Source organism: Rhodococcoides kroppenstedtii, from assembly GCF_900111805.1.
GTDB lineage: Bacteria > Actinomycetota > Actinomycetes > Mycobacteriales > Mycobacteriaceae > Rhodococcoides > Rhodococcoides kroppenstedtii.
Map to the genome: position 1 here is coordinate 1 of NZ_FOJN01000004.1, position 20,239 is coordinate 20,239.

The 20,239-nt window shown below is 70.2% G+C and carries 19 protein-coding genes; 6 read left to right on the forward strand and 13 right to left on the reverse strand.

The annotated features are described in order from the left end of the window. The 5 genes from BMZ18_RS05680 to BMZ18_RS05700 all read right to left on the reverse strand — a co-directional run. Window positions 1-1,349, reverse strand: a 1,349-nt coding sequence (locus tag BMZ18_RS05680) for a DUF222 domain-containing protein (protein ID WP_074922016.1), incomplete at its 3' end; no start/stop codon positions are given. Window positions 1,350-1,436: 87 nt separating this feature from the next. Next, window positions 1,437-2,384, reverse strand: a complete 948-nt coding sequence (locus BMZ18_RS05685) for an aldo/keto reductase (RefSeq protein WP_068360648.1) — start codon at window positions 2,382-2,384, stop codon at window positions 1,437-1,439. 39 nt (window positions 2,385-2,423) lie between these two features. Further along, on the reverse strand, window positions 2,424-2,936 hold the full coding sequence (locus tag BMZ18_RS05690) for a VOC family protein (RefSeq protein ID WP_068104621.1): 513 nt from the start codon (window positions 2,934-2,936) through the stop codon (window positions 2,424-2,426). Between the two features lie 60 nt (window positions 2,937-2,996). Further along, window positions 2,997-3,926 carry a DNA-3-methyladenine glycosylase family protein gene (locus tag BMZ18_RS05695; protein ID WP_068360681.1) on the reverse strand — a complete coding sequence of 310 codons (930 nt, stop codon included), beginning with the start codon at window positions 3,924-3,926 and terminating at the stop codon, window positions 2,997-2,999. Continuing rightward, window positions 3,916-4,920, reverse strand: a complete 1,005-nt coding sequence (locus BMZ18_RS05700) for an oxidoreductase (RefSeq protein WP_244516433.1) — start codon at window positions 4,918-4,920, stop codon at window positions 3,916-3,918. The genes BMZ18_RS05695 and BMZ18_RS05700 overlap by 11 nt, the downstream gene beginning before the upstream one ends. Window positions 4,921-5,050: 130 nt before the next feature. Here BMZ18_RS05700 and BMZ18_RS05705 point away from each other — a divergent pair, with 130 nt between their 5' ends. Next, window positions 5,051-5,554, forward strand: a complete 504-nt coding sequence (locus tag BMZ18_RS05705) for a ribonuclease H family protein (protein ID WP_068360678.1) — start codon at window positions 5,051-5,053, stop codon at window positions 5,552-5,554. Between the two features lie 22 nt (window positions 5,555-5,576). On the opposite strand, the gene BMZ18_RS05710 is transcribed toward BMZ18_RS05705, so the two are convergent. Together BMZ18_RS05710 and BMZ18_RS05715 are read right to left on the reverse strand one after the other, a co-directional pair. After that, on the reverse strand, window positions 5,577-5,843 hold the full coding sequence (locus BMZ18_RS05710; RefSeq protein ID WP_068360642.1) for a hypothetical protein: 267 nt from the start codon (window positions 5,841-5,843) through the stop codon (window positions 5,577-5,579). Between the two features lie 58 nt (window positions 5,844-5,901). Continuing rightward, window positions 5,902-6,492: a DUF4190 domain-containing protein gene (locus BMZ18_RS05715; protein WP_068360639.1), complete on the reverse strand. Its 591-nt coding sequence runs from the start codon at window positions 6,490-6,492 to the stop codon at window positions 5,902-5,904. 132 nt (window positions 6,493-6,624) lie between these two features. Between BMZ18_RS05715 and BMZ18_RS05720 the strand changes: the two genes are divergently transcribed. The 4 genes from BMZ18_RS05720 to BMZ18_RS05735 all read left to right on the forward strand — a co-directional run bounded on the left by BMZ18_RS05720 (window position 6,625) and on the right by BMZ18_RS05735 (window position 12,225). Next, window positions 6,625-7,434: an alpha/beta fold hydrolase gene (locus tag BMZ18_RS05720; RefSeq protein WP_068360637.1), complete on the forward strand. Its 810-nt coding sequence runs from the start codon at window positions 6,625-6,627 to the stop codon at window positions 7,432-7,434. 55 nt (window positions 7,435-7,489) lie between these two features. After that, window positions 7,490-7,885 carry an OsmC family protein gene (locus BMZ18_RS05725; protein ID WP_068104635.1) on the forward strand — a complete coding sequence of 132 codons (396 nt, stop codon included), beginning with the start codon at window positions 7,490-7,492 and terminating at the stop codon, window positions 7,883-7,885. Between the two features lie 100 nt (window positions 7,886-7,985). Next, complete coding sequence (lon, locus tag BMZ18_RS05730) at window positions 7,986-10,316, forward strand: endopeptidase La (RefSeq protein ID WP_068360633.1); 2,331 nt, start codon at window positions 7,986-7,988, stop codon at window positions 10,314-10,316. Between the two features lie 40 nt (window positions 10,317-10,356). After that, window positions 10,357-12,225, forward strand: coding sequence for an ABC transporter ATP-binding protein (locus tag BMZ18_RS05735; RefSeq protein ID WP_068360675.1), 1,869 nt, complete (start codon window positions 10,357-10,359; stop codon window positions 12,223-12,225). 4 nt (window positions 12,226-12,229) lie between these two features. Here the strand turns inward: BMZ18_RS05735 and BMZ18_RS05740 are convergent, their stop codons facing one another. Together BMZ18_RS05740 and BMZ18_RS05745 are read right to left on the reverse strand one after the other, a co-directional pair. Then, window positions 12,230-13,438, reverse strand: coding sequence for a lipase family protein (locus BMZ18_RS05740; protein WP_068360630.1), 1,209 nt, complete (start codon window positions 13,436-13,438; stop codon window positions 12,230-12,232). A 219-nt stretch (window positions 13,439-13,657) separates the two neighbouring features. After that, window positions 13,658-15,955, reverse strand: a complete 2,298-nt coding sequence (locus BMZ18_RS05745) for an ATP-dependent DNA ligase (RefSeq protein ID WP_068360672.1) — start codon at window positions 15,953-15,955, stop codon at window positions 13,658-13,660. Between the two features lie 184 nt (window positions 15,956-16,139). Between BMZ18_RS05745 and BMZ18_RS05750 the strand changes: the two genes are divergently transcribed. Further along, entirely contained in the window at window positions 16,140-16,568 is a 429-nt protein-coding gene (locus BMZ18_RS05750) for a type II toxin-antitoxin system Rv0910 family toxin (protein WP_068360627.1), read from the forward strand. Here the strand turns inward: BMZ18_RS05750 and BMZ18_RS05755 are convergent. The 4 genes from BMZ18_RS05755 to BMZ18_RS05770 all read right to left on the reverse strand — a co-directional run bounded on the left by BMZ18_RS05755 (window position 16,565) and on the right by BMZ18_RS05770 (window position 20,160). Next, complete coding sequence (locus BMZ18_RS05755) at window positions 16,565-16,999, reverse strand: hypothetical protein (RefSeq protein WP_068360624.1); 435 nt, start codon at window positions 16,997-16,999, stop codon at window positions 16,565-16,567. The genes BMZ18_RS05750 and BMZ18_RS05755 overlap by 4 nt on opposite strands. Next, entirely contained in the window at window positions 16,992-17,372 is a 381-nt protein-coding gene (locus BMZ18_RS05760; protein ID WP_068104647.1) for a hypothetical protein, read from the reverse strand. Before BMZ18_RS05760 ends, BMZ18_RS05755 begins: the two co-directional genes overlap by 8 nt. A 104-nt stretch (window positions 17,373-17,476) precedes the next feature. Next, window positions 17,477-18,082, reverse strand: coding sequence for a lipocalin family protein (locus tag BMZ18_RS05765; RefSeq protein WP_068360620.1), 606 nt, complete (start codon window positions 18,080-18,082; stop codon window positions 17,477-17,479). Then, window positions 18,079-20,160: an MMPL family transporter gene (locus tag BMZ18_RS05770; protein WP_068360669.1), complete on the reverse strand. Its 2,082-nt coding sequence runs from the start codon at window positions 20,158-20,160 to the stop codon at window positions 18,079-18,081. Before BMZ18_RS05770 ends, BMZ18_RS05765 begins: the two co-directional genes overlap by 4 nt. Window positions 20,161-20,239: the final 79 nt, after the last annotated feature.

The following is a 20,239-nucleotide window of genomic DNA, read 5'->3' on the forward strand; positions in this document are numbered from 1 at the left end:
CGGTTGCAGCCGGGCCAGGTGCAGTACCGGTCGCGGGCGCGAATGTAGGTGTCCAGTGCCGCGGACGGCCGGTAGGGATCGGCCGGTTGGGTCGCGGGCAACGGAGTAACGGTGCCGTCGCCGAGCGGGCGGATCAGGGTGCCAGGGTCGGCGGCGAGGTCGCGGACGTGGGCTCCGGAGATGATGCCGAGCCCGGCGACGAACCCGACCCCGTCGATCATGTCGGGCTCGACCTCGACCTCGTCTACCGAAAGCGTTTCGGCCACGACGGAATCGCAATCAGCCTCGTCGACCTCAGCTCCGTCGTCGGCGGTGACCTCGACCTCCTCGGGTGCCGCCTCATCGGTTTCCGGACCTGCATTGGATGCCGTCGCGGCCGTGTCGACGTTCCGGGCCTCCCGGTGCGCTGCCGGCTGCGCGGTGTCCGCGGTAGGAGCAGCGGCGGGAACGGGTCCGGTGAGGGTGGTGGTGTCGGTGACGACGTGGATCACGATTCGTGCCGCGGTCGCCGCCACCTCGTCCGCATCGACCACCGTGAACGCACAGTCGGGGCGACCGCAGTCGCAGCCGAACGGGGCGTGCTTGACCAACGCGAACAACGCATCCGACGCCCGCGCACCCTTGGTGCGACTGTCGTGCTTGCAGACTTGCGCGGCGAGACGTTCGACGACGCGAGCGACGATGGCGGCGCGTTCGGCGGACATCGTCGCCCCCACCGTCCCCATCCCATCGAGACCGGCCTCGGTGAAGAAGCACCGCCCTTTCAGTGCTTCCTCCCGTCGTTCGCGGACGGCGTCGGGATCACGCCGGTAGACCATCTGATCGCACAGGTCCCGCACCCGCGCCGTCGACCACGACCCCGGCTTCCGCAATGCGGCAGCGATGTCGGCGTCCACCAACCCCTGATACGGGCGACCGTGGATCAGTTCGGTGCGCGAGACGATGGTGCGAATGAAAGTCGGGGAAACCACTCCGTCGCGCAGGCACTCGAACACCCGCGGCAACCGATCGCGCAGGGCGACGGCGTTGTCGAGGAGTCGTTCGGCGACGTACTGCGACACCGACAGGGCGGTGGCGATGCGGGCGGCGCACTGGGCGTACGCATCGACCGCCCGCTCGTCGTAGTCTTCCTCCGGCACCACCAGTTCGGTGTGGAGGGCGGCGGCGTGCCGGTAGCGGCGCCATTCCAGATAGCCCGCCCCCGCAGCCAGGTCGGCCAGGGCGTCGAGGTGCCCGACCACCGGCAAGTCGAACGACACCGGCAGACCCAACGCGGCGTGATCACGCTCAGGCCACGGCACACTGCCCACCTGCGCCGCGCCCACCGCGCCGACCCCCCGATCGCTCATGTGTTCGATTGTAGTGGCCCCCACCGACACCCGCCACGACAGCGACCGGAAACCGGGACACCGATCGAAGGGCGGGCGGCCGGAGTCTTACTCCCCGACAGCGTTCGAGGCCTTGGTGAGCCGAGCGACCTCGTCGTCCGTCAGGCTCAGGCCGGGCGCCTCGGTCAACGACGGGAGCTGCGCGATCCGGCTCGCGCTGGCGATCGGTGCGACGATGCCCGGCCGGGTCAGGAGCCAGGCGAGCGCCACGGTCGGAATGGCGGTGTCGTGGGCGTCCGCGATCTCGGCTAGCGCGTCGACGACGGCGAGCCCCGAGTCGCTCAGGTATCCCGATGCCATCTTCCCGCGCATGCTGTCCCCGAGGTCGTCCTTCGTGCGGTACTTCCCGGTCAGGAAGCCCGACGCGAGCGCGAAATACGGGAACACGCCGAGGTGGTGCTCGGTCGCGAGCTCCTGCAGCGCGGGCTCGTAGGACTGCCGGTGCACCAGGTTGTAGTGCGGCTGCAGCGGGACGGGCTTGTCGAAGCCCTCCCGGTCGGCGATGTCGAGCCAGGCCTGCGCGCGATCGGGGGAGTAGTTCGAGACTCCGACGTAGCGGACCTTGCCGGCCTTCACGAGGGCATCGAACGCGGCGACGGTCTCCTCGAGCGGGGTGTTTTCGTCGTCGAAATGCGCGTAGTACAGGTCGATGTGGTCGCTCTGAAGACGCGCCAGCGACGCGTCAGCGGCGGCGGCGATATTCGAGGCGGACAAACCGAGGAAGTCCGGGTGCCGACTCACCTTGGTCGCGAGGACGACGTCGTCTCGCCGACCGGTTCGGGCGAACCAGTTGCCGATGACGGTCTCGGACTCCCCACCCGAATTGCCCGGTGCGAACGCCGAATACGAGTCGGCCGTGTCGATCAACGACCCGCCGGCCCCGAGGAACGCGTCGATGATGTCGTGCGAGGCGGCCTCGTCGGAGGTCCATCCGAAGGTGTTGGCGCCGAGCGCAAGCGGGAAGACGTCCAGGTCCGAGTGTCCGATGCGAGTCATACCGAGAACAACTCGTGAGCCGAGCTCACTGTTCCCGGCTCAGGCCCGCACGCTGATGCCGATGCCGCCGAGTGTGTCCGCGCCGAACCGTGCGATCTCGGCGTCGAGGTCGAGCGGACGAATGGTGGTCTTGGCCTGGAGGATCGCGTCGTCGATGCGATCGGCCGGGATCAGCCAGACGATCTCGAACTCGAGGCCGTCGGGGTCCTGCCCGTAGAGGCTCTTGGTGGTGCCGTGATCGGAAGCGCCCACGAGAGCTCCCGCCGCGGTGAGGTCGTCGCGCACCGTGGCCAGGTCGGCGAGAGTCCGCACCTCCCAGGCCAGGTGGTAGAGGCCCACGGACGCGCGCCCGGCGGGGCTGGCGGCGGCCGCATCACCGATCGAGAACAGACCGAGATCGTGGTCGTTGGTGCTGTCGGGCGCCTGGAGGAAGACGGCGCGGCCACCCATTGCCATCACGACGCGGAAACCGAGCACGTCGCGGTAGAAGGCGGCGCTGCGCTCGGCGTCCCGCACGTAGAGCACGGCGTGGTTGAGGCGTGAGATGGCCATCGCGGAATCCCTTCGGGTCGGTGTTGAAGCTTCAACAACAACCGTACGCCACCTGTTCCCTCAATGGAATCGGTGATCGGTGATCGCCGTCCGCGGCCCGAACTTCGGCCGCACGGCCATCCCGCTCACTTCGAGCAGGCGCACCGCCCGGTACCGATGCGGTCGGAGCGGCTCGAGGTACGCCACCATCTCGTCGTCCGTCATCGGGGCGCCGACGAGGCTCCACCCGATCACCGCCGCAAGGTGGTAGTCCCCGACGGACAGCGCGTCGGCGTCGCCCAGGGCTCGCTGGCACACCTCCGCCGCCGTCCACTCGCCGATACCGGGGACCAGCCGCAGGCGTCGATACGCATCGTCGTGGTTCATGCCCACGATCGGGGTGAGCTTGTCCGCGACTCGTGCGGCCTCCACGATCGTGCGCGCCCGTTTCGGATCGACGTTGGCACGGTGGAACTCCCACGACGGAATACGACGCCAGACCTCCGGTGGCGGCGACACCGCCATGCCCGACGGCGCCGGGCCGGGTGCGGGAGCGCCGAAGCGCGTCACCAAGCGACGCCACGACGCGAATGCAGCGACGCCGTGAACCTTCTGTTCGAGGACGGCGGGGACGAGCGCTTCGAACACCTGCCCCGTCCGACCGAGGTGGAGGTGGGTCAGGCGTCGGGCGGCTTCGGCGAGGATGCGGTGCTCGGGTGCGAATCCCGTTGCGTCGTCCAGTAGTCCGATCAGTCCGGGCAACGTGACGACGAACTCTTCCGCGCCCTCGCCCCACACGTCGGCGACGACCTCGGTGCGCGACGGCTGTCGGAGTCGGTAGGTCACGGCCCCGCTCGCGAACAGCGATGTCCGCCAGATGGTTCCGTCGGGCAGGGTGCGGTGCGTCGGGTCGCTCCGACCCCGTCGATGGGGCGAGAGCGTGTGGCGCAGGCTCAGTGGACGATCCGAGTGGATCGTCCGCCGCAGAACAGGACCCTCGCTACCGGACACGGACGAGCGCACGCCCGGTGTTCGCGCCGTCGCGCAGCGCGTCGATCACGCCCTGCACACCGTCCAGGCCCACCTCGGTGGTGACCTCGGCCAGTCGGCTCGGCCGCAGATCGTCGGCCAACCGTGCCCACAGCGCGCGCCGGGCGTCGATCGGCCACTGGACGGAATCGATGCCCAGCAGGGCGATTCCGCGCAGGATGAACGGCAGGACGGTGGTGGACACGGCCGGTCCGCCCGTGAGTCCGCTCGCCGCCACGGCGCCGCCGTACCGGACGGTGGAGAGCACGTCGGCAAGCGTCGCGCCGCCCACGCAGTCGACCGCGCCGGCCCAGCGCGCCTTGCCGAGCGGGCGGGGCTTCGCGTCGGGGTCCTCCGGCAGCCGGCCGACGATCTCGGCGGCACCGAGGGTGCGCAGCAGATCGTGCGCAGACGACTTGCCGGTGGACGCGACCACCTCGAAACCCCTGCGGGAGAGCAGGTCCACCGCGACCGTGCCCACACCGCCGCTGGCGCCGGTGACCACGATCGGTCCGTCCTCGGGCCCGATCCCGTGCCGTTCCAGGGCCTGCACGCTCATCGCCGCCGTGAACCCGGCCGTGCCGATGGCGGCGGCGTCCGCCGTCGACAGACCATCGGCCAACGGCACCACCCATTCCGCCGGAACGCGGGCGAACTCGGCGTACCCGCCGTGGCGTCCCGTCCCGATCTCGTAGCCGTGGGCGACGACGCGGGTCCCGACGGCGACGTCCGCCGAGTCCGACGCGACCACCGTCCCGGCCAGGTCGATGCCCGGCACGATCGGGTAGTTCCGGACGACGCCACCCTTCGGTGTGACCGCCAGCGCGTCCTTGTAGTTGATCGACGAGTACTCGACGGCCACCGTGACTTCGCCGGCGGGCAGGAACGACGCGTCGACGGTCTCGTCGGCCAGCGTGATCCCGTCGTCCGTCTCGCGGGCGACGAGTGCGCGGAAGCTGTCGGTGGATGCGGTCACGGGAGTGCTCCTTCGCGGCGACGGCTGTCCCATCCGGGGACGAGGTCAGGATCGAGGGTAGGGGACCGCCGACGGGCGGCGTCGGCGCGGGAACCGGACCGTGTCGGTGGGTGCGGATACTGTCGCGGACGTGATCATCGTGAGTACGGACGGGTCCTGCCTGAAGAACCCGGGCGGCGCCATCGGCTGGGCCTGGGTCGACCACGCCGGGCCCAGCGCCTCGGGTGGGGCGGCGTCCGGAACCAACCAGATTGCCGAGCTCAGAGCGCTGCTCGAGGCCGTGCTCGCACACCCGGGTGCAGAGCCGCTGCTGATCGAGGCGGACAGCCAGTACGCCATCAAGTGCGCGTCGGAATGGTTGCCCGGTTGGAAGCGCAAGGGCTGGCGGACGTCCACTGGCACCGCGGTGCGGAATCTCGACCTGGTGCGGGCCATCGATCGAGCGATCACCGAGCGGGAGGGCCCCGTGCGGTTCCGGTGGGTCCGGGGACACGTCGGCAACGAGTACAACGAGATGGCGGACCAGCTCGCCGGCGAGGCCGCGCGCGGTGTCCGGGACGGCACGCTCCCCGAATCGCCTCCCGCCGGGGCTGCGGTGGTGATGGCCGCCGCGGACCCCGTCACCCTGTTCTGACCACCACGCCGCGCTGTCGGTTCTACTCCGAGCGCGTCGTCTGCTTGTCGTCCTTGTCGCCCGGCGTGACGTCCTCGGGATCCGGGGCACCCAGCGTCTTGCCCGCGTCGACCACGGCCTCGCTACGGTCGAGAGTGTCCGGGCCGTCGGTCTCCGCGTGATGGTCGAATTCGCGGATCGCCTCGTCGCGCTCGGAGTCGGACTGCGCGGAGTCGGCGCCCGTGCCCTTGGTGGCCTCGCGCGGATCGACGCTGGTGGTGTCGACGGGAGTGTTCGCGGCATCGCTCATGAGACGGGAATGCCCGGTCGACGGGGTCGTCAACCGGGCAATCGCGTCACAGGTGGGTCTAGGGCGACGGCGTGATGGTCACCGAGAAGCGGTCCTCGAGGTTCGAGGTGAAGTCCTGCTGGCACTGCTCGATCGCCGCCTGATCGCTGCCGGCGTTTGACAGGCAGTCGGTCAGGTCGCGTCCGCCGACCTCGTTGAACACCCACACCGACAGGGCGATGAACACCGCGCCGGCGATGATGCCCAGGATGCCGAAGACGAGGCCCGTGGTGGCGACGCCCTTGTTGGTGGCCTCCAGTCGCTTCGCGCGGTTCCGCCCGACGATGCCGAGGATCACGGCCACGATGCCGAGCAGGATGCCGAAGCCGAACGTCCAGAACGCGAGCACCGAAATGATGCCCAGGATCAGCGCGGCGATACCCATGCCGTTCTTCGGGCTCGCCGGCGGCTGCTGCTGGTAGCCGCCCGCGTACTGCGGGGCGGCCTCGTACTGCCCGCCGGGCGGGGGCGGGTACTGCCCGCCCTGCGGGGTGGAGCCGTACTGCCCGCCCTGCGGGGTCTGGCCGTACTGCCCGGGGGGTGGGTACTGGCCCGGATCGCGGGGCGTGTCGTCGGGTCCGGGCTGGCCGGGGTACTGGGGACCGGTCATGGCTCTCCTCGGGGTCGAGCCGGGATCCGTCACATCTCGGCTGGTGACCGCGACTCTAATCGGACACCGGACCCCGGCGGGGAGGCGTGACCGCACCGTTATCGCGCAGCGTGATTCGGGTACGGGGTACCGATGAGCACCGTGACGGTCGGCGACGGCACCACCCTCCACTACACCGAACAGGGAGAGGGGCGACCGCTGATCCTGCTGCACGGGTGGGGATTCAGCGGCGAGTTCTTCTCCGGCGTGATGCCCGGCCTCGCCGAGCATGCCCGTGTGATCGCCGTCGACCTCCGCGCCCACGGGCGGTCGGAGGACCCGGGCCACGGCTATCGCGTGTCCCGCCTGGCCGCCGACCTGCGCGACCTGATCGTCGCCCTCGATCTGCACGACGTCACCGTGCTCGGCTGGTCGCTCGGGTGCCCGGTGATCTGGAGCTACCAGGAGTTGTTCGGCACCGACCGCCTGCGGCAGGCCGTCTACGTCGCCCAGACGCCCAAGCAGTACCGCGCAACCGACTGGACTCTCGCGCACAACTCGATCTTCGACGACGCCACTCTCGCCGCGGTGCAGGGGCGCGTCACCTACGACCGGTCCGCCTTCGATCGGGAGCAACTCGACGAGATCACCGCGACGGACCTGCCCGAGGATAGAGCGGACGTCCTGTTCGACGAGATGTCGCGCATGGCGTCGTCGGCCCGCAACGCGGTGATGGCCGATCACACGCACCACGACTGGCGTGATCTGCTACCCGGGCTCACTCTGCCGTCGTTGGTCGTCGTGGGACGTCATGATCGCGCATTCCCCTGGGAAGCAGCACGATTCGTGGCGGATACGGTGCCCAACTCCCGGTTCGAGCTGTTCGAGAACAGTTCCCACGCCGTCTTCCTCGACGAGCCGGAGAAGTTCGTGTCGGTGGTCGTCGACTTCTTCGCCTCCTGACTCCCGCTCTCGCCCCGAGGGTTTGCCTCCGGTCCCGGGCGGACACCCGACAGGCATGAGCCAGGACCTGTACACCGCCACCGTCACCGCGACCGACGGATCCGTCGCCTCGAACGACGACGTGTTGACTCTCGACGTGCACGAGCCCACCGATCTCGGTGGTCCCGGCGGCGCCACCAACCCCGAGCAGTTGATGGCGGCCGCGCTGTCGTCCTGCCTCCTCGAATCGCTGCGGATCGCCGTCGGCACCGCGGGCGGCAGTATCGAGGGCGCCTCGGTCGAGGGAACCGTGACCCTCGCGGCCGCCGACGGTGCCGGATACGACGCGACCTACCGCCTGGCGGTCACGTTGCCGGGTGTGGACAACGCGGGCGACGTGCTCGAGCAGGCGCGGTCGATCTGCCCGTTCCTGAAGTCCGTCACCGGGGTCGATGTCGCTCTGAGCAGCTGATTCGGCGGCGTTCTTACGCCCCCAGCGAACGGGGGTCCACCGGGGAACAGCGCGGTCGGCCACGAGGTTGAGCCGAGCACGCTGAACCCTGGAGGACCTCATGAGCGAACCCACTCGCTTGCCCGTGCTTTTCCTCGACGATCCCGTGGTGCTGCCCGGCATGGTGGTGCCCGTCGAGCTGGACGACGCCGCCCGCGCCGCCATCGACGCCGCCCGCACGTCGGCGGACGGCAAGCTCCTCGTTGCGCCTCGGCTCGACGATCGCTACCCCGCGTACGGCGTCGTGGCGACCATCGTGCAGGTCGGGCGTCTCGCGACCGGGGCACCGGCGGCGGTGCTCGAAGCACGCACGCGGGCGCACCTCGGCGCCGGCGTCAGCGGGCCCGGCACCGCGTTGTGGGTCGAGGCGGAGATCGTCGCCGCCGACGAGCCCACCGACGCCGTGCGTGAATCGGCCGCGGAGTACAAGAAGCTGGTGCTTGCTCTGCTCCAGCGCCGCGAGGCGTGGCAGGCCATCGACTCGGTCACCAAGCTCACCGACCCCTCGGCACTCGCCGATACCGCCGGCTACGCGTCGTGGCTGACCGACGTGCAGAAGCGTGAACTGCTCGAAACCCCGGACGTCGCAACCCGTCTCGCCACGCTCATCCGGTGGACCACCGATCACCTCGCCGAGATGGAGGTGACCGACAAGATCGCCGGCGACGTGCGCGAGGGCATGGAGAAGACGCAGAAGGACTTCCTGCTGCGCCAACAACTCGCCGCCATCCGCAAGGAACTGGGCGAGACCGAGCCCGACGGCGCGGACGACTACCGCACGCGCGTCGAGTCCGCACCGCTGCCGGACGCGGTGCGGTCGGCCGCGCTGCGCGAGGTGGATCGGCTGGAGCGCTCCAGCGACCAGAGTCCCGAAACCGGGTGGATCCGAACGTGGTTGGACACCGTGCTCGGTCTGCCCTGGTCGATCACCACGGACGACACCATCGACACCGAATCCGCTCGCGCGGTGCTCGACGCGGATCATCACGGTCTCGACGACGTCAAGGACCGCATCGTCGAACACCTCGCCGTGCGGGCGCGTCGCGCGTCCCGCGGGTTGTCCGTCGTCGGTGGGCGTGGTTCCGGCGCCGTGATGGTGCTGGCCGGGCCTCCCGGCGTCGGCAAGACCTCGCTGGGCGAATCCGTGGCCCGGGCTCTGGGCCGGAACTTCGTTCGTGTCGCACTCGGTGGCGTGCGCGACGAGGCCGAGATCCGTGGTCACCGCCGGACGTACGTCGGGGCCCTGCCCGGCCGCATCGTCCGCGCGATCGCGGAAGCGGGATCCATGAACCCCGTCGTCCTGCTCGACGAGATCGACAAGGTGGGGTCCGACTTCCGGGGAGACCCGGCCGCCGCCCTGCTCGAGGTGCTGGATCCGGCACAGAACCACACGTTCCGTGACCACTACCTCGACCTGGATCTCGACCTGTCGGACGTGCTGTTCCTCGCGACCGCCAACGTTGTCGAGCAGATCCCGGCGGCGCTGATCGACCGCATGGAACTGGTGACGGTCGACGGCTACACCGAGGACGACAAGGTCGCCATCGCGCGCAACTACCTGGTCCCGCGTCAGCTGGACCGCGCCGCGATGACCGGCGACGACGTCGGGTTCACCGAGGCAGCGCTCCGCCGCATCGCCGCCGAGTACACCCGCGAGCCGGGCGTGCGACAGGTCGAACGTCTGGTGGCGAAGACGCTGCGGAAGATCGCCGCGGCGGGGACCCTGCCGGTCACCGTCGACGCCGACGACCTGACGGGCTACCTGGGCCGACCCCGGTTCACCCCGGAGGCGCACGAGCGCACCGAGGTGCCCGGCGTCGCGACGGGGTTGGCGGTGACCGGCCTGGGCGGCGACGTCCTCTTCGTGGAGGCGAGCAGCACCGGCACGGAGCCGGGTCTCACGCTCACCGGCCAACTGGGCGACGTCATGAAGGAGTCCGCGCAGATCGCCCTGTCCTACGTGCGGGCGCATGCCGAGCAGCTCGGGGTGGACCCCGCGGCGCTCGACCGCACGATCCACGTGCACGTGCCCGCCGGCGCGGTGCCCAAGGACGGACCGTCCGCGGGCGTCACGTTGGTCACCGCCCTGGTGTCGATGGCGACGGGACGGCCCGTGCGCTCGGACGTCGGCATGACCGGCGAGGTGTCGCTGAACGGCCGCGTGCTGCCCATCGGCGGGGTGAAGCAGAAGCTGCTCGCCGCCCAGCGCGCGGGACTGAGCACGGTGTTCGTACCGATCCGTAACGAGCCGGATCTCGACGACGTGCCCGCGGACGTCCTCCAGGCCCTCGACGTGCGTCCGATGTCGGACGTGGCGGATATCGTCGCTGCGGCACTGGAACCGGTGCGTGTCGGGACGCGGGAGCCGGCAGCCGGGACCGCGGCGGCGTGAGCGGGTACCCGGTGCGGTCGGACGAGTCGAGGAGTGCGTCGTGAGCATGGAATCGGTGGCGTACAGCCAGATGTATCGCGGCATGCACACGCCGGAAGCGCGGCCGTTCTCCCGCGTCACCCTGCGACGGATCCTGGTGTTCGCCCGCCCACTGCGCGGACTGCTGATCGGGTTCCTGATTCTCAGCGTGGTGTCGGCGTCGCTGGCCGTGGCGACGCCGATCCTCGCGGGCCGGGTGGTCGACGGCATCGTGCGCGGGGTGGAGTTCCGGACGGTGCTGATTCTCGCCGTCGTCATCGCCCTGGTCGCGGTGCTCGACGCCGCCAGCGGGCTGGCCAACCGCTGGCTGTCGTCGCGCATCGGGGAGAACCTCATCCTCGATCTGCGTACACGGGTCTTCGATCACGTGCAGCGCATGCCGATCGCGTTCTTCACCCGCACGCGGACGGGGGCGTTGGTCTCCCGGCTGAACAACGACGTCATCGGCGCGCAGCGCGCGTTCAGCGGCACGTTGTCCGGTGTGGTCAGCAACGTCGTCACGCTGCTGCTGACGTTGGTCGTCATGATCGGCATTTCGTGGCAGATCACGCTGCTGGCGTTGATCCTGCTTCCGGTCTTCGTGATCCCGGCGCGGCGGATGGGCGCGAAGCTCGCGACGCTGCAACGGGAGGCGGCGGGCCACAACGCGGCGATGTCGACGCAGATGACCGAGCGGTTCTCCGCGCCCGGCGCCACGTTGATCAAGCTGTTCGGGCGCCCCGATCACGAGTCGCAGGAATTCGCGACGCGGGCCGGCCGGGTGCGGGACATCGGCGTACGCACCGCGATGGTGCAGACCACCTTCGTCACCGCCCTCACGCTGGTCTCGGCGTTGGCGCTCGCCCTCGTCTACGGACTGGGCGGCTTCTACGCCCTGCGCGGCACCCTCGACGCGGGGTCGGTGGTCACGATGTCCCTGCTGCTGACGCGGCTCTACGCGCCGTTGACCGCACTCGCGAGCGCGCGCGTCGACATCATGAGTGCGGTGGTCAGCTTCGAGCGGGTCTTCGAGATCCTCGACCTCGAACCCCTGATCGTCGACGCGCCGGACGCCCGTCCGGTCCCGGACGGGCCGGTCACGGTGGAGTTCGACGACGTCCGGTTCGCCTATCCGTCGGCCGACAAGGTGTCGCTGGCCTCGCTCGAGGACGTGGCCGTGCTCGATTCCCGCGGCGGTGAGGAAGTGCTGCACGGCATCTCGTTCCGCGCCGAGCCCGGGCACATGGTGGCGCTGGTGGGCTCGTCGGGTGCCGGGAAGTCGACCATCGCGCAGCTGGTCTCACGCCTGTACGACGTCGACGGCGGCGCGGTACGTCTCGCCGGCGTGGACGTCCGCGACCTCACGGCCGAGTCCGTCCGCGGGACGGTGGGCATGGTGACGCAGGACGGCCACCTGTTCCACGAGACCCTGCGGGCCAACCTCACGCTCGCGCGCCCCGAGGCGACCGACGACGAGGTCTGGTCCGCCCTCGAGCGCGCCCGCCTCGGCGACCTGGTGCGATCGCTGCCCGACGGTCTGGAGACCGTCGTCGGCGAGCGCGGCTACCGCTTCTCCGGGGGTGAGCGCCAGCGCGTGACCATCGCTCGACTGTTGCTCGCCCGTCCGCGGGTGGTGGTGTTGGACGAGGCGACGGCGTCGCTGGACTCCACGTCGGAGGCCGCGGTGCAGGAGGCGTTGGCGGAGGCCCTGGACGGACGTACCTCGCTCGTCATCGCCCACCGGCTCTCCACCATTCGCGCCGCCGATCAGATTCTGGTGATCGAGGACGGACGGGTGGTCGAGCGCGGGACCCACGTGGAGTTGCTGGCCACCTCCGGCCGCTACGCCGAGCTGTACCGCACGCAGTTCGACGAGCCCGTCCGCACCTGACCGGTCAGCAGGTGCTGGGCGCGGGCAGCCCGGCGAAGCGGTCGTTCAGCCACTGCAGCGCGGCGGGCAGGCCGAGCAGAGCCGCCGACAGGTGGTCCGGGCTCGGCGTCAGCAGGGTCTGCACCGGGGTGCCGGCCGCGCAGTACCGCCGGGTCGAGTTGTCGATGGCGTCCACCGGGATCAGCACGTCGGTGGGGCTGTGCCACTCGAAGATCGGGGCGCGCGGGATGCCGGGGTAGAGCTCGAGGCTGTTCTCCTCCACCACGCGCCGACCCTCGGGATCCTGGAACACGGACCGGTTGGCGGTGATCTCCGCCGCGCTGTGGTTCGCGCCGACGGCGAGGATGTCGTTGGTGCAGGAGTTGGCGACCTGGTTCATCATCGCGGTGCCCTGCGGGGTCAGGTTCTCCGAGACCGGCATGCGGTCCGGGTACTCGCGGCCCAGGCCGATGGCGGCGGCGAGCACCAGCCCGAACGCCGGATGCGGGGTGTCCTCGCCGAGCAGGTAGCCCATCTTCACCAGGTTCATCGGCACGCCGCCCTGAGCGCTGCCCACGATGTTCAGCTCGGGGGCGTAGGACGGGGCCAGCGCCGCCGCCCAGGCGGTGGCCATGCCGCCGCCGGAGTAGCCGGCCATGGCGACCGGGCTGTTGCGGAGCTGCAGCGGGTCGAAGTTCTTGGCGGCGCGAATCCCGTCGAGGGTGAGCTGGCCACCGAGCTTGGCCGCACCGTAGGCGCTGGTGGGGCCGAGGTGATCGGTCATGGCCACCGACCAGCCCCGCTGGAACACGACGTTCAGCGCCGCCGCGTCACGGATGACGACGTTGGGGTCGGTGGAGTACAGCGCCTGAGACGGGGCGCACTTCAGCCCGAGGGCGTTGACGATCTGCTGGTAGGACAGCAGCGGCCCGTCGGGTGCCTTGACGATCGGCACGAAGACCGTGGTCACGCCGACGATGGGCTTGCCCTCGCTGGCCGTACTGCGGAACGCGAGCTGCCAGGTGTTCACCCCGATGAAGTTGGGTGGATTGGGCACCTGCCGCGCCGCCAACACCGTGCCCGGGGCCACCCCCGAGATGTCACCGCCCGCGGAGTAGAACGGATCGGCGTTGGGGATGGGCATCTGTGCCCCCGCCGACGCCGTACCGGGTAGTCCGACGGCGACCAGCGCGGCCGCGACGGCGACGAGAAACGAACGACGAATTCTGATCACGGTGCTACCACTCCCTACGAACCGACCGTGCGGTTGTCGGCGCCGATAGTGGCACACCCGTCTCCGGACCTGTAATCGTCCCGGAAAACCGACGCCCCCCGTGCCCTACGAGCACAGCAACCGGCACCCCGCTCCGTATCCGAACCGTAACCATGCGCGCGAACACCGGCAATCGAATGCCGGGGTGTTGTGAAGGGTCCCGGGTAGCCCCCGTAGGGGTCAGGACTCCCGCACCACGTCCGCGGGACTCTTGTCGTCGCGCAGCCCGCGCCAACTGGGATGACGCAGTGATCCGCCCTCGGTCCACTCGAAGAACCGCACCTCGCCGACCAGCGCGGGTTCGGTCCACGTCGCATCCTTGCGATCCACGGCCGGCAACGGACGGTCGAACGGAGAGTCGTCCCGCGCCAGCGGCCGCAGCCGATCGAGCAGGTTCGCGCGGGCGCGCTCGGTGAACCCGGTGCCGACCCGACCCACGTATCGCAGCCCGTCGCCCTCGGGCACACCGAGCAGCAGGGAACCGATGCTGCCGGCCCGCCCGCCCTTCCCGGCGCGCCAGCCGCCGATCACCACCTCCTGCGTGCGCCAGTTCTTCACCTTGATCCACGCGGTGCTGCGACGGCCGACCTCGTAGACGGAATCGCGGCGCTTGGCGACGATGCCCTCCCACCCGCGTCGTTCGCTCTCGGCCAGCGCGCCGGCCGGGGTGCCGGCCATCAGGGGCGAGAGGGTGGCCGACTCGATTCCGGTGAGGAGCAGCTCGAGGATGCGACGACGGTCGGCGAACTTCTTGTTCGTCAGGTCGGTACCGTCGAGATGGAGGATGTCGAAGCAGATGTACTGCACGTCGTCGGGGTGGGCGTCCTGGAGCGCCTCGAAGCTGGTGACGCCGTCGGCGCGGTACACCACGGCCTCGCCGTCGAGGACCACGACGTGGTCGGCCAGGTCGGCCCCCAGCGCCGTGATCCCCGCGTAGCGGCGGGTGAGGTCCTGCCCCGTGCGACTCTCGAGCACCGTGCGCCCGTGGTCGACGGTGGCGACGACGCGCACGCCGTCCCACTTGCCCTCGAACGACCACTGGTCGGCGTCGAGCGCGTCCAGCTCGCCGGCGGTCGCGAGCATCGGACGCACGCGCGTGGGCAGGGCCGTGTCACCCTGCGGGACGCCGGAGGCGGTGGTCTTGGTCCGCCGCACCATCCACTGATCGCCGCCGGTCCGGATCAGGGCGTAGCGGCCGGAGACGCGTTCGCCGGTCAGGGTCACGATGACCTCGTCGTCCCGCCACTTCTCCTCGATGTAGGTGCCGTGATCCCAGACGGTGACCTCGCCGCCGCCGTACTCGCCCGCCGGAATCGTGCCTTCGAAGCCGGCGTAGTCGAGGGGGTGGTCCTCGGTGTGGACGGCGAGGTGGTTCGACGTGGTGTCGGTGGGCAGGTTCTTCGGCACGGCCCACGAGACGAGGACGCCGTCGCGTTCGAGTCGGAAGTCGTAGTGCAACCGGCGCGCGTGATGTTCCTGGATGACGAACGTGGGTGCGGCGGAACGAGATTCCGGTGTCGTCCCGGTCGGGACGGGCTCGGGCGTGCGCGACGTGGTGCGCTTGCCGCGATACGGTCCCAACCGGTCGGCGGTGCCCCCGGGGACGGCGGCGTCCAGATCGGCCAGCAGGTCCCCGTCGCGGTGCAGGCGGTCGATCACCTCGGTGAACGCGAGTTGGGTCAGCCCGCCGCCCTCTATCTCTTCCCAGGTCCGCGGGGCGGCCACGGTGGGTCGGCTGCGGCCGCGCAGCGAGTAGGGCGCGATGGTGGTCTTCTTGCCGTTGTTCTGGCTCCAGTCGAGGAACACCTTGCCGGGACGCAGCGCCTTGGACATCGACGCCGTCACGAGGTCGGGCATCGTGCCCTCGAGCAGGGTGGCCACCCGCTTGGCCACGGTGGACGCCCCGGCCGAGGTGACCGGCTTTTCCAGCGGCACGTAGAGGTGAATTCCCTTGCTGCCGCTCGTGAGTGGGAACGCGGTCAGTCCGATGTCGGTGACCATGGTCCGCACCGCGCACGCGACCGTCGCGCACGTGTCGAGGTCGACGTCGTCGCCGGGATCGAGGTCGAAGACGATGCGGGTGGCCTTGCCCTGCTCGTCCCGATCGAAGGTCCACTGCGGGACGTGCGCCTCCAGGGCCGCCTGCTGCCCGAGCCACGCGAGGTCGGCGGGACCGTGGAACACCGGGTACACCACGACGCGGTCCGAATGGTGAATGCGGCGGCGGTCCAACCAGTCCGGGGCCGACGCGGCGAGGTTCTTCTCGAAGAACGCCGGGTGGTCGACGCCGTTCGGCCACCGCTTGCGGGTGACCGGCCGGCCGGCCAGATGCGGCAGCATGGCGTCGGCCACGGTGAGGTAGTAGTCGATCACCTCGGCCTTCGTGGTGCCGGTCTCCGGATACAGGACCTTGTCCGGATTGGTGAAGGCCAGCGTGTGACCGTCAATCTCGCGACGCGACGACCCGGCGGGTGGCATGCGTACCACCCTAGGCGGGCGCGCCCCGAAGAACCCCGGGACGATTGTGGCGAGTCCGCGGTGTGGATGAGTGGACACGGTCCACGGTGTGGATAAGTGGACACGGTCCACGGTGTGGATGAGTGGACACGGTCCACGGTGGGTACAGATGGACCCGGACGTCCGACAGGGAGCGAGGAACCGCGTGGCCGGAGTGAACGTGTCGGTGGAATCGACGATGACACCGGACGAGGCCTGGGCACGGGCGTCGGACCTGTCGGGTTTCGACGAGTGGATGACCATCTTCGGCGGCTGGCGCAGCCCGATTCCGACGACGCTGCACGAGGGTGTCACCGTCGACTCGCTGATCAAGGTCAAGGGGTTCCGCAACGTCATCACCTGGACCATCGCCGAGTACGACAAGCCGCACGAGATCGCGCTGCTCGGCACCGGCAAGGGCGGGGTCAAGATCGACCTGCGGATGACGGTGGCGCCGAAGGGCGCAGGGTCGACGTTCACCCTCGAGGCGAACTTCCGTGGCGGTCTGCTCAGCGGACCGATCGGCACGGTGGTGGCCAAGGTGCTCGAGTCCGACGTGCGGGAGTCCGTGACCAACCTGGCCAAGCTGGGTTAGGCGCCCGCACGCTCGGTGCGCCGCAGCCACCAGAGGGCGGCGATGGGCAGGACCACCGGCACGAAGAGGTAGCCGGATCCGAAGTGCGACCAGACCGTCGGCTCCGGGAACTCCTGTGGCACCGCGTAACTGGCGATCGACACGGCCACCACGCCGACCAGCTCGACCACGCACGAGATCGTGGCGATCCGGCGGGATACCACCGACGCGCGGGCCAGACAGACGGTGCCGACGATGTAGACCAGCGCGGCGAACGCCGACAGCAGAAAGGCGATCGGGGCCGCGTCGAACCGCGTCGCGATCTGCACCGCCGACCGGGACGTCGCCGCCACGGAGAAGATCGCGTAGAGCGCGATGAGGATCCGTCCGGGCCCCGATCGGGTCGTGGCGGCCAGGGCCGCGCGGGTGTCGGCGGTGCGGGCGTCAGGCATGGCCGTTCCAGATCTGGGTCAGTCGCAGCACCATGACCGCGAGCGTGAGGGTGACGACGACGAGGACGGCGGTGCCGCCGCGGCTGCGGTCGCCGAGCGACCACCAGACCCCGAGGGGCAGCAGCAGCGCGAGCCCGATCAAGTAGGCACCGAAGGTCACCGCGTGGACCTGATGGTCGGTGACCGCGAGGCTCACGAAGCCGACCACGGCCTGCACGATCACCAGCAGTTCGATGCCGACGAGGAAGCGAAAGAAGACGCGGTCGCTGCGGTGGGCCAGCAGCAGCGGCTTGTCGCGGACGATCTTCACCGTCGCCCACCCCGCGGCGACGAGGGGAAGCACGTAGAGCGCGACCGTGATGGGTGTGAGCATGGTGAACCCAGTTTATCGGCGCGCGACGCCCGACGACCGTCGCGGTGACGCGAGCCACCGCGACGGTCCCGGAGGACGGAGGCCGACGTACGATACCGAGTCCGTCAGACGGTGCAGAGCGGACGGATCTCGTTCGACCCCTCGGTGGTGGGCGAGGTGATCACCAGGCACGCGTTGTATCCGCGGCTCTCGACCACGCGCCGGATCTCCTGCCACTTCTCCGCGGAAACCTGCGGGGAGCGCGACAGGACGAAGCCCGACGTGCGGAACGGATCGCCGACCAGCGCCCACGAGTAGTCGTCGGCGATGTAGGTGACGATGTAGTTGGTGGGGCCGTCCGGGTTGTCCTGGGTGGGGACGCCGGGGAAGCTCACGTGCAGCTGCGCCTGCGTGACGGGATCGTTGACCCGCGCGTTGCCGAGGATCTCGTTGCGGCCGCCGTCCCAGCGGGTGCAGGTGTTCTGCACCCGGACGTTCGCCGGGTCGAGCAGCTGGTAGTTCGCCTTGGTGTCCTTCGCGCAGTTCAGGTTGAACGGCTGAGGGACGGCGGCGAGTTGCCACCAGTCGCCGGTGTAGCGCTCGATGTCCAGCTTCTGGATCGGCTGCAGCGGCTCCCACAGCGGCTGGGCGGACGCGGCACCGCTGCCGGCGAGGACGGCTCCGGTGGCGAGGGCGAGCGCGGCGGCGGCTCGGGCGAACGTGCGACTCATCGGTGAGCTCCTTCGTGGGTGGGTGTCGGTGAGTGTTCGGATCGGGGGTCGAGCCTGGTCGGCCACCACATGCGCGGGCCGACCAGAGTGAACAGCGCGGGGATGACGATGGTGCGGACGACGAACGTGTCGAGCAGGATGCCGATGCCGACGATGATGCCCAGCTGGGTCAGCAGGATGAGCGGCAACACGCCCAGCACCGCGAACACGGCGGCCAGCACGATGCCCGCACTGGTGATGACCGCGCCTGTCGAGGCGACCGCCCGGACGATGCCGGTACGAGTGCCGTGCTCCGGTGTCTCCTCCCGCGCGCGGGTGACCAGGAAGATCGTGTAGTCGACGCCCAGTGCCACGAGGAACAGGAACGCGAAGAGCGGCACGTTGTCCCCCAGTGCGGGGAAGCCGAAGACGGTCTGGCTGGCCCAGCTGCCCACGCCCAACGCGGCGACGGTGCTGAGGACCGTGGTGGCCACCAGGATCAGCGGCGCGGCCACGGACCGCAGCAACAGGAACAGGACGGCGAGCACGACGGCCAGGATCACCGGGATGATCACCAGCCGATCCCGCTGTGCGGCGTCGGCCGTGTCCAGCGCCTCGGCGTCGCTGCCGCCCACCACCGCGTCGGCGTTCGGAACGGCGGCGAGTTCGCCGCGCACGGCCCGGACGGCGTCGAACGCGGCGTCGGACGCCGGCCCACCGTCCAGGACGACCGACCACTCGGTGAGGCCGGTGGTGGACGCTGCCGTCTCGGTGGCGGAGACGACGCCGGGGGCCGCGTCGAGCGCGTCCTGCACGGCCGGGGCGGCGTCGGTGCGCGCGATCACCACGGTGGGATCGGACTGACCGGCCGGGAAATGCTCGGCGAGCGTGTCGATTCCGCGCACGGCCTCGGCTTCGACGCGGAACTGCTCGGTCTGGGAGAGTCCGACGCTCGTCCCGATCAGGCCCAGCGCACAGATCGCGAGGGCGGCCAGGGACACGAGGGCGGTGGGGCCGGGTCGTCGGCTCACGCCCGACGCGATGCGGAAGAACACGCCCTTGTCGGTCGGTTCCGGGTCGCCGACGCGGGGAACGAACGGCCAGAACAGCTTCCGCCCGAACAGGGCCAGCAGCGGCGGGAGGACGAACAGCACGAAGATCGCGGCGACCACCAGACCGGCTGCGGCCAACCCGCCGAGACTGCGTGTGCTGGGCAGGGTTCCGAGCAACAGTGTGAGCAGGGCGAGCACGACGGTGGCGTTGCTGGCCAGGATCGCCGGGCCGGCACGCCGCACCGCCAGGCGCAGCGCGACAACGTGATCGGCTTCGCGGCGCAACTCCTCGCGGTAGCGGGAGATCAGCAGGAGCGCGTAGTTGGTGCCGGCGCCGAACACCAGAACGCTGGTGATGCCCGAGGTGCTGCCGTCGAACGACAGTCCGGTCAGCTCTGCGACCGCCGTGCCGACGGACGACGCCACGCGGTCACCGAATCCGATGACGGCCAACGGAATCAGCCACAGCACGGGGGAGCGGTAGGTGACGATCAGCAGCACGGCCACCACCAGGGCGGTGACGCCGAGCAGCACGAAATTCGCGCCCGAGAACGAGTTCGCGATGTCGGCGCCGAAGGCGGGACCACCGGTGACCTGGAGGACGAGGTCGTCGGGCGCACCGGTGCGGGCGGCGTCGCGCAGCTCGGTGACCGTGTCGGACAGTCCGAGGCCGGTCTCCGCGGTGGAGAGTTGGACCGGGGCGATGGCCGCCTGCCCGTCGGGTGACGGGATCACCGGGGCCGCAGCGGTATTCGCGTCGACACCGCGATCGACCCCGAGCATGCGGCCGCGTGCCTCGTCGACGGCCGTGAGGTCCCGCGGCGTCAGCGCCCCGCCGTCCGCGCGGGTGGCGACGAGGATCGTCGCGGCGACGTCGGCGTCGGGGAACTGCTCGAGCAACGCACTCGCGCGAGCCGACTCCGAGTCGGTGGGTACCGAACTCGGGGAGCTTTCGGCGGCGTCGTTGGCCCCCACTCCGCCGACCAGGCCGATGGCCGCGATCGTGACGATCAGCGCGACGATCCACGACCGGCGCGAGGAGACCAGGGCGGAGACGCGGCTCCAGAGGGTTTGCGGGGACGCCGGGGACTGCTGCTCGGCGGGTGCGGTCGAGGCGCTCACGGAA

Coding starts and splice junctions, on each gene's coding strand:
- BMZ18_RS05745 (WP_068360672.1), bottom strand. CDS start 15,955: ATGCCACCCGCCGGGTCGTCGCGTCGCGAGATTGACGGTCACACGCTG.
- BMZ18_RS05765 (WP_068360620.1), bottom strand. CDS start 18,082: ATGAGTCGCACGTTCGCCCGAGCCGCCGCCGCGCTCGCCCTCGCCACC.
- BMZ18_RS05690 (WP_068104621.1), bottom strand. CDS start 2,936: ATGGCCATCTCACGCCTCAACCACGCCGTGCTCTACGTGCGGGACGCC.
- BMZ18_RS05720 (WP_068360637.1), top strand. CDS start 6,625: ATGAGCACCGTGACGGTCGGCGACGGCACCACCCTCCACTACACCGAA.
- BMZ18_RS05715 (WP_068360639.1), bottom strand. CDS start 6,492: ATGACCGGTCCCCAGTACCCCGGCCAGCCCGGACCCGACGACACGCCC.
- BMZ18_RS05685 (WP_068360648.1), bottom strand. CDS start 2,384: ATGACTCGCATCGGACACTCGGACCTGGACGTCTTCCCGCTTGCGCTC.
- BMZ18_RS05755 (WP_068360624.1), bottom strand. CDS start 16,999: ATGCCTGACGCCCGCACCGCCGACACCCGCGCGGCCCTGGCCGCCACG.
- BMZ18_RS05710 (WP_068360642.1), bottom strand. CDS start 5,843: ATGAGCGATGCCGCGAACACTCCCGTCGACACCACCAGCGTCGATCCG.
- BMZ18_RS05725 (WP_068104635.1), top strand. CDS start 7,490: ATGAGCCAGGACCTGTACACCGCCACCGTCACCGCGACCGACGGATCC.
- BMZ18_RS05760 (WP_068104647.1), bottom strand. CDS start 17,372: ATGCTCACACCCATCACGGTCGCGCTCTACGTGCTTCCCCTCGTCGCC.
- lon (WP_068360633.1), top strand. CDS start 7,986: ATGAGCGAACCCACTCGCTTGCCCGTGCTTTTCCTCGACGATCCCGTG.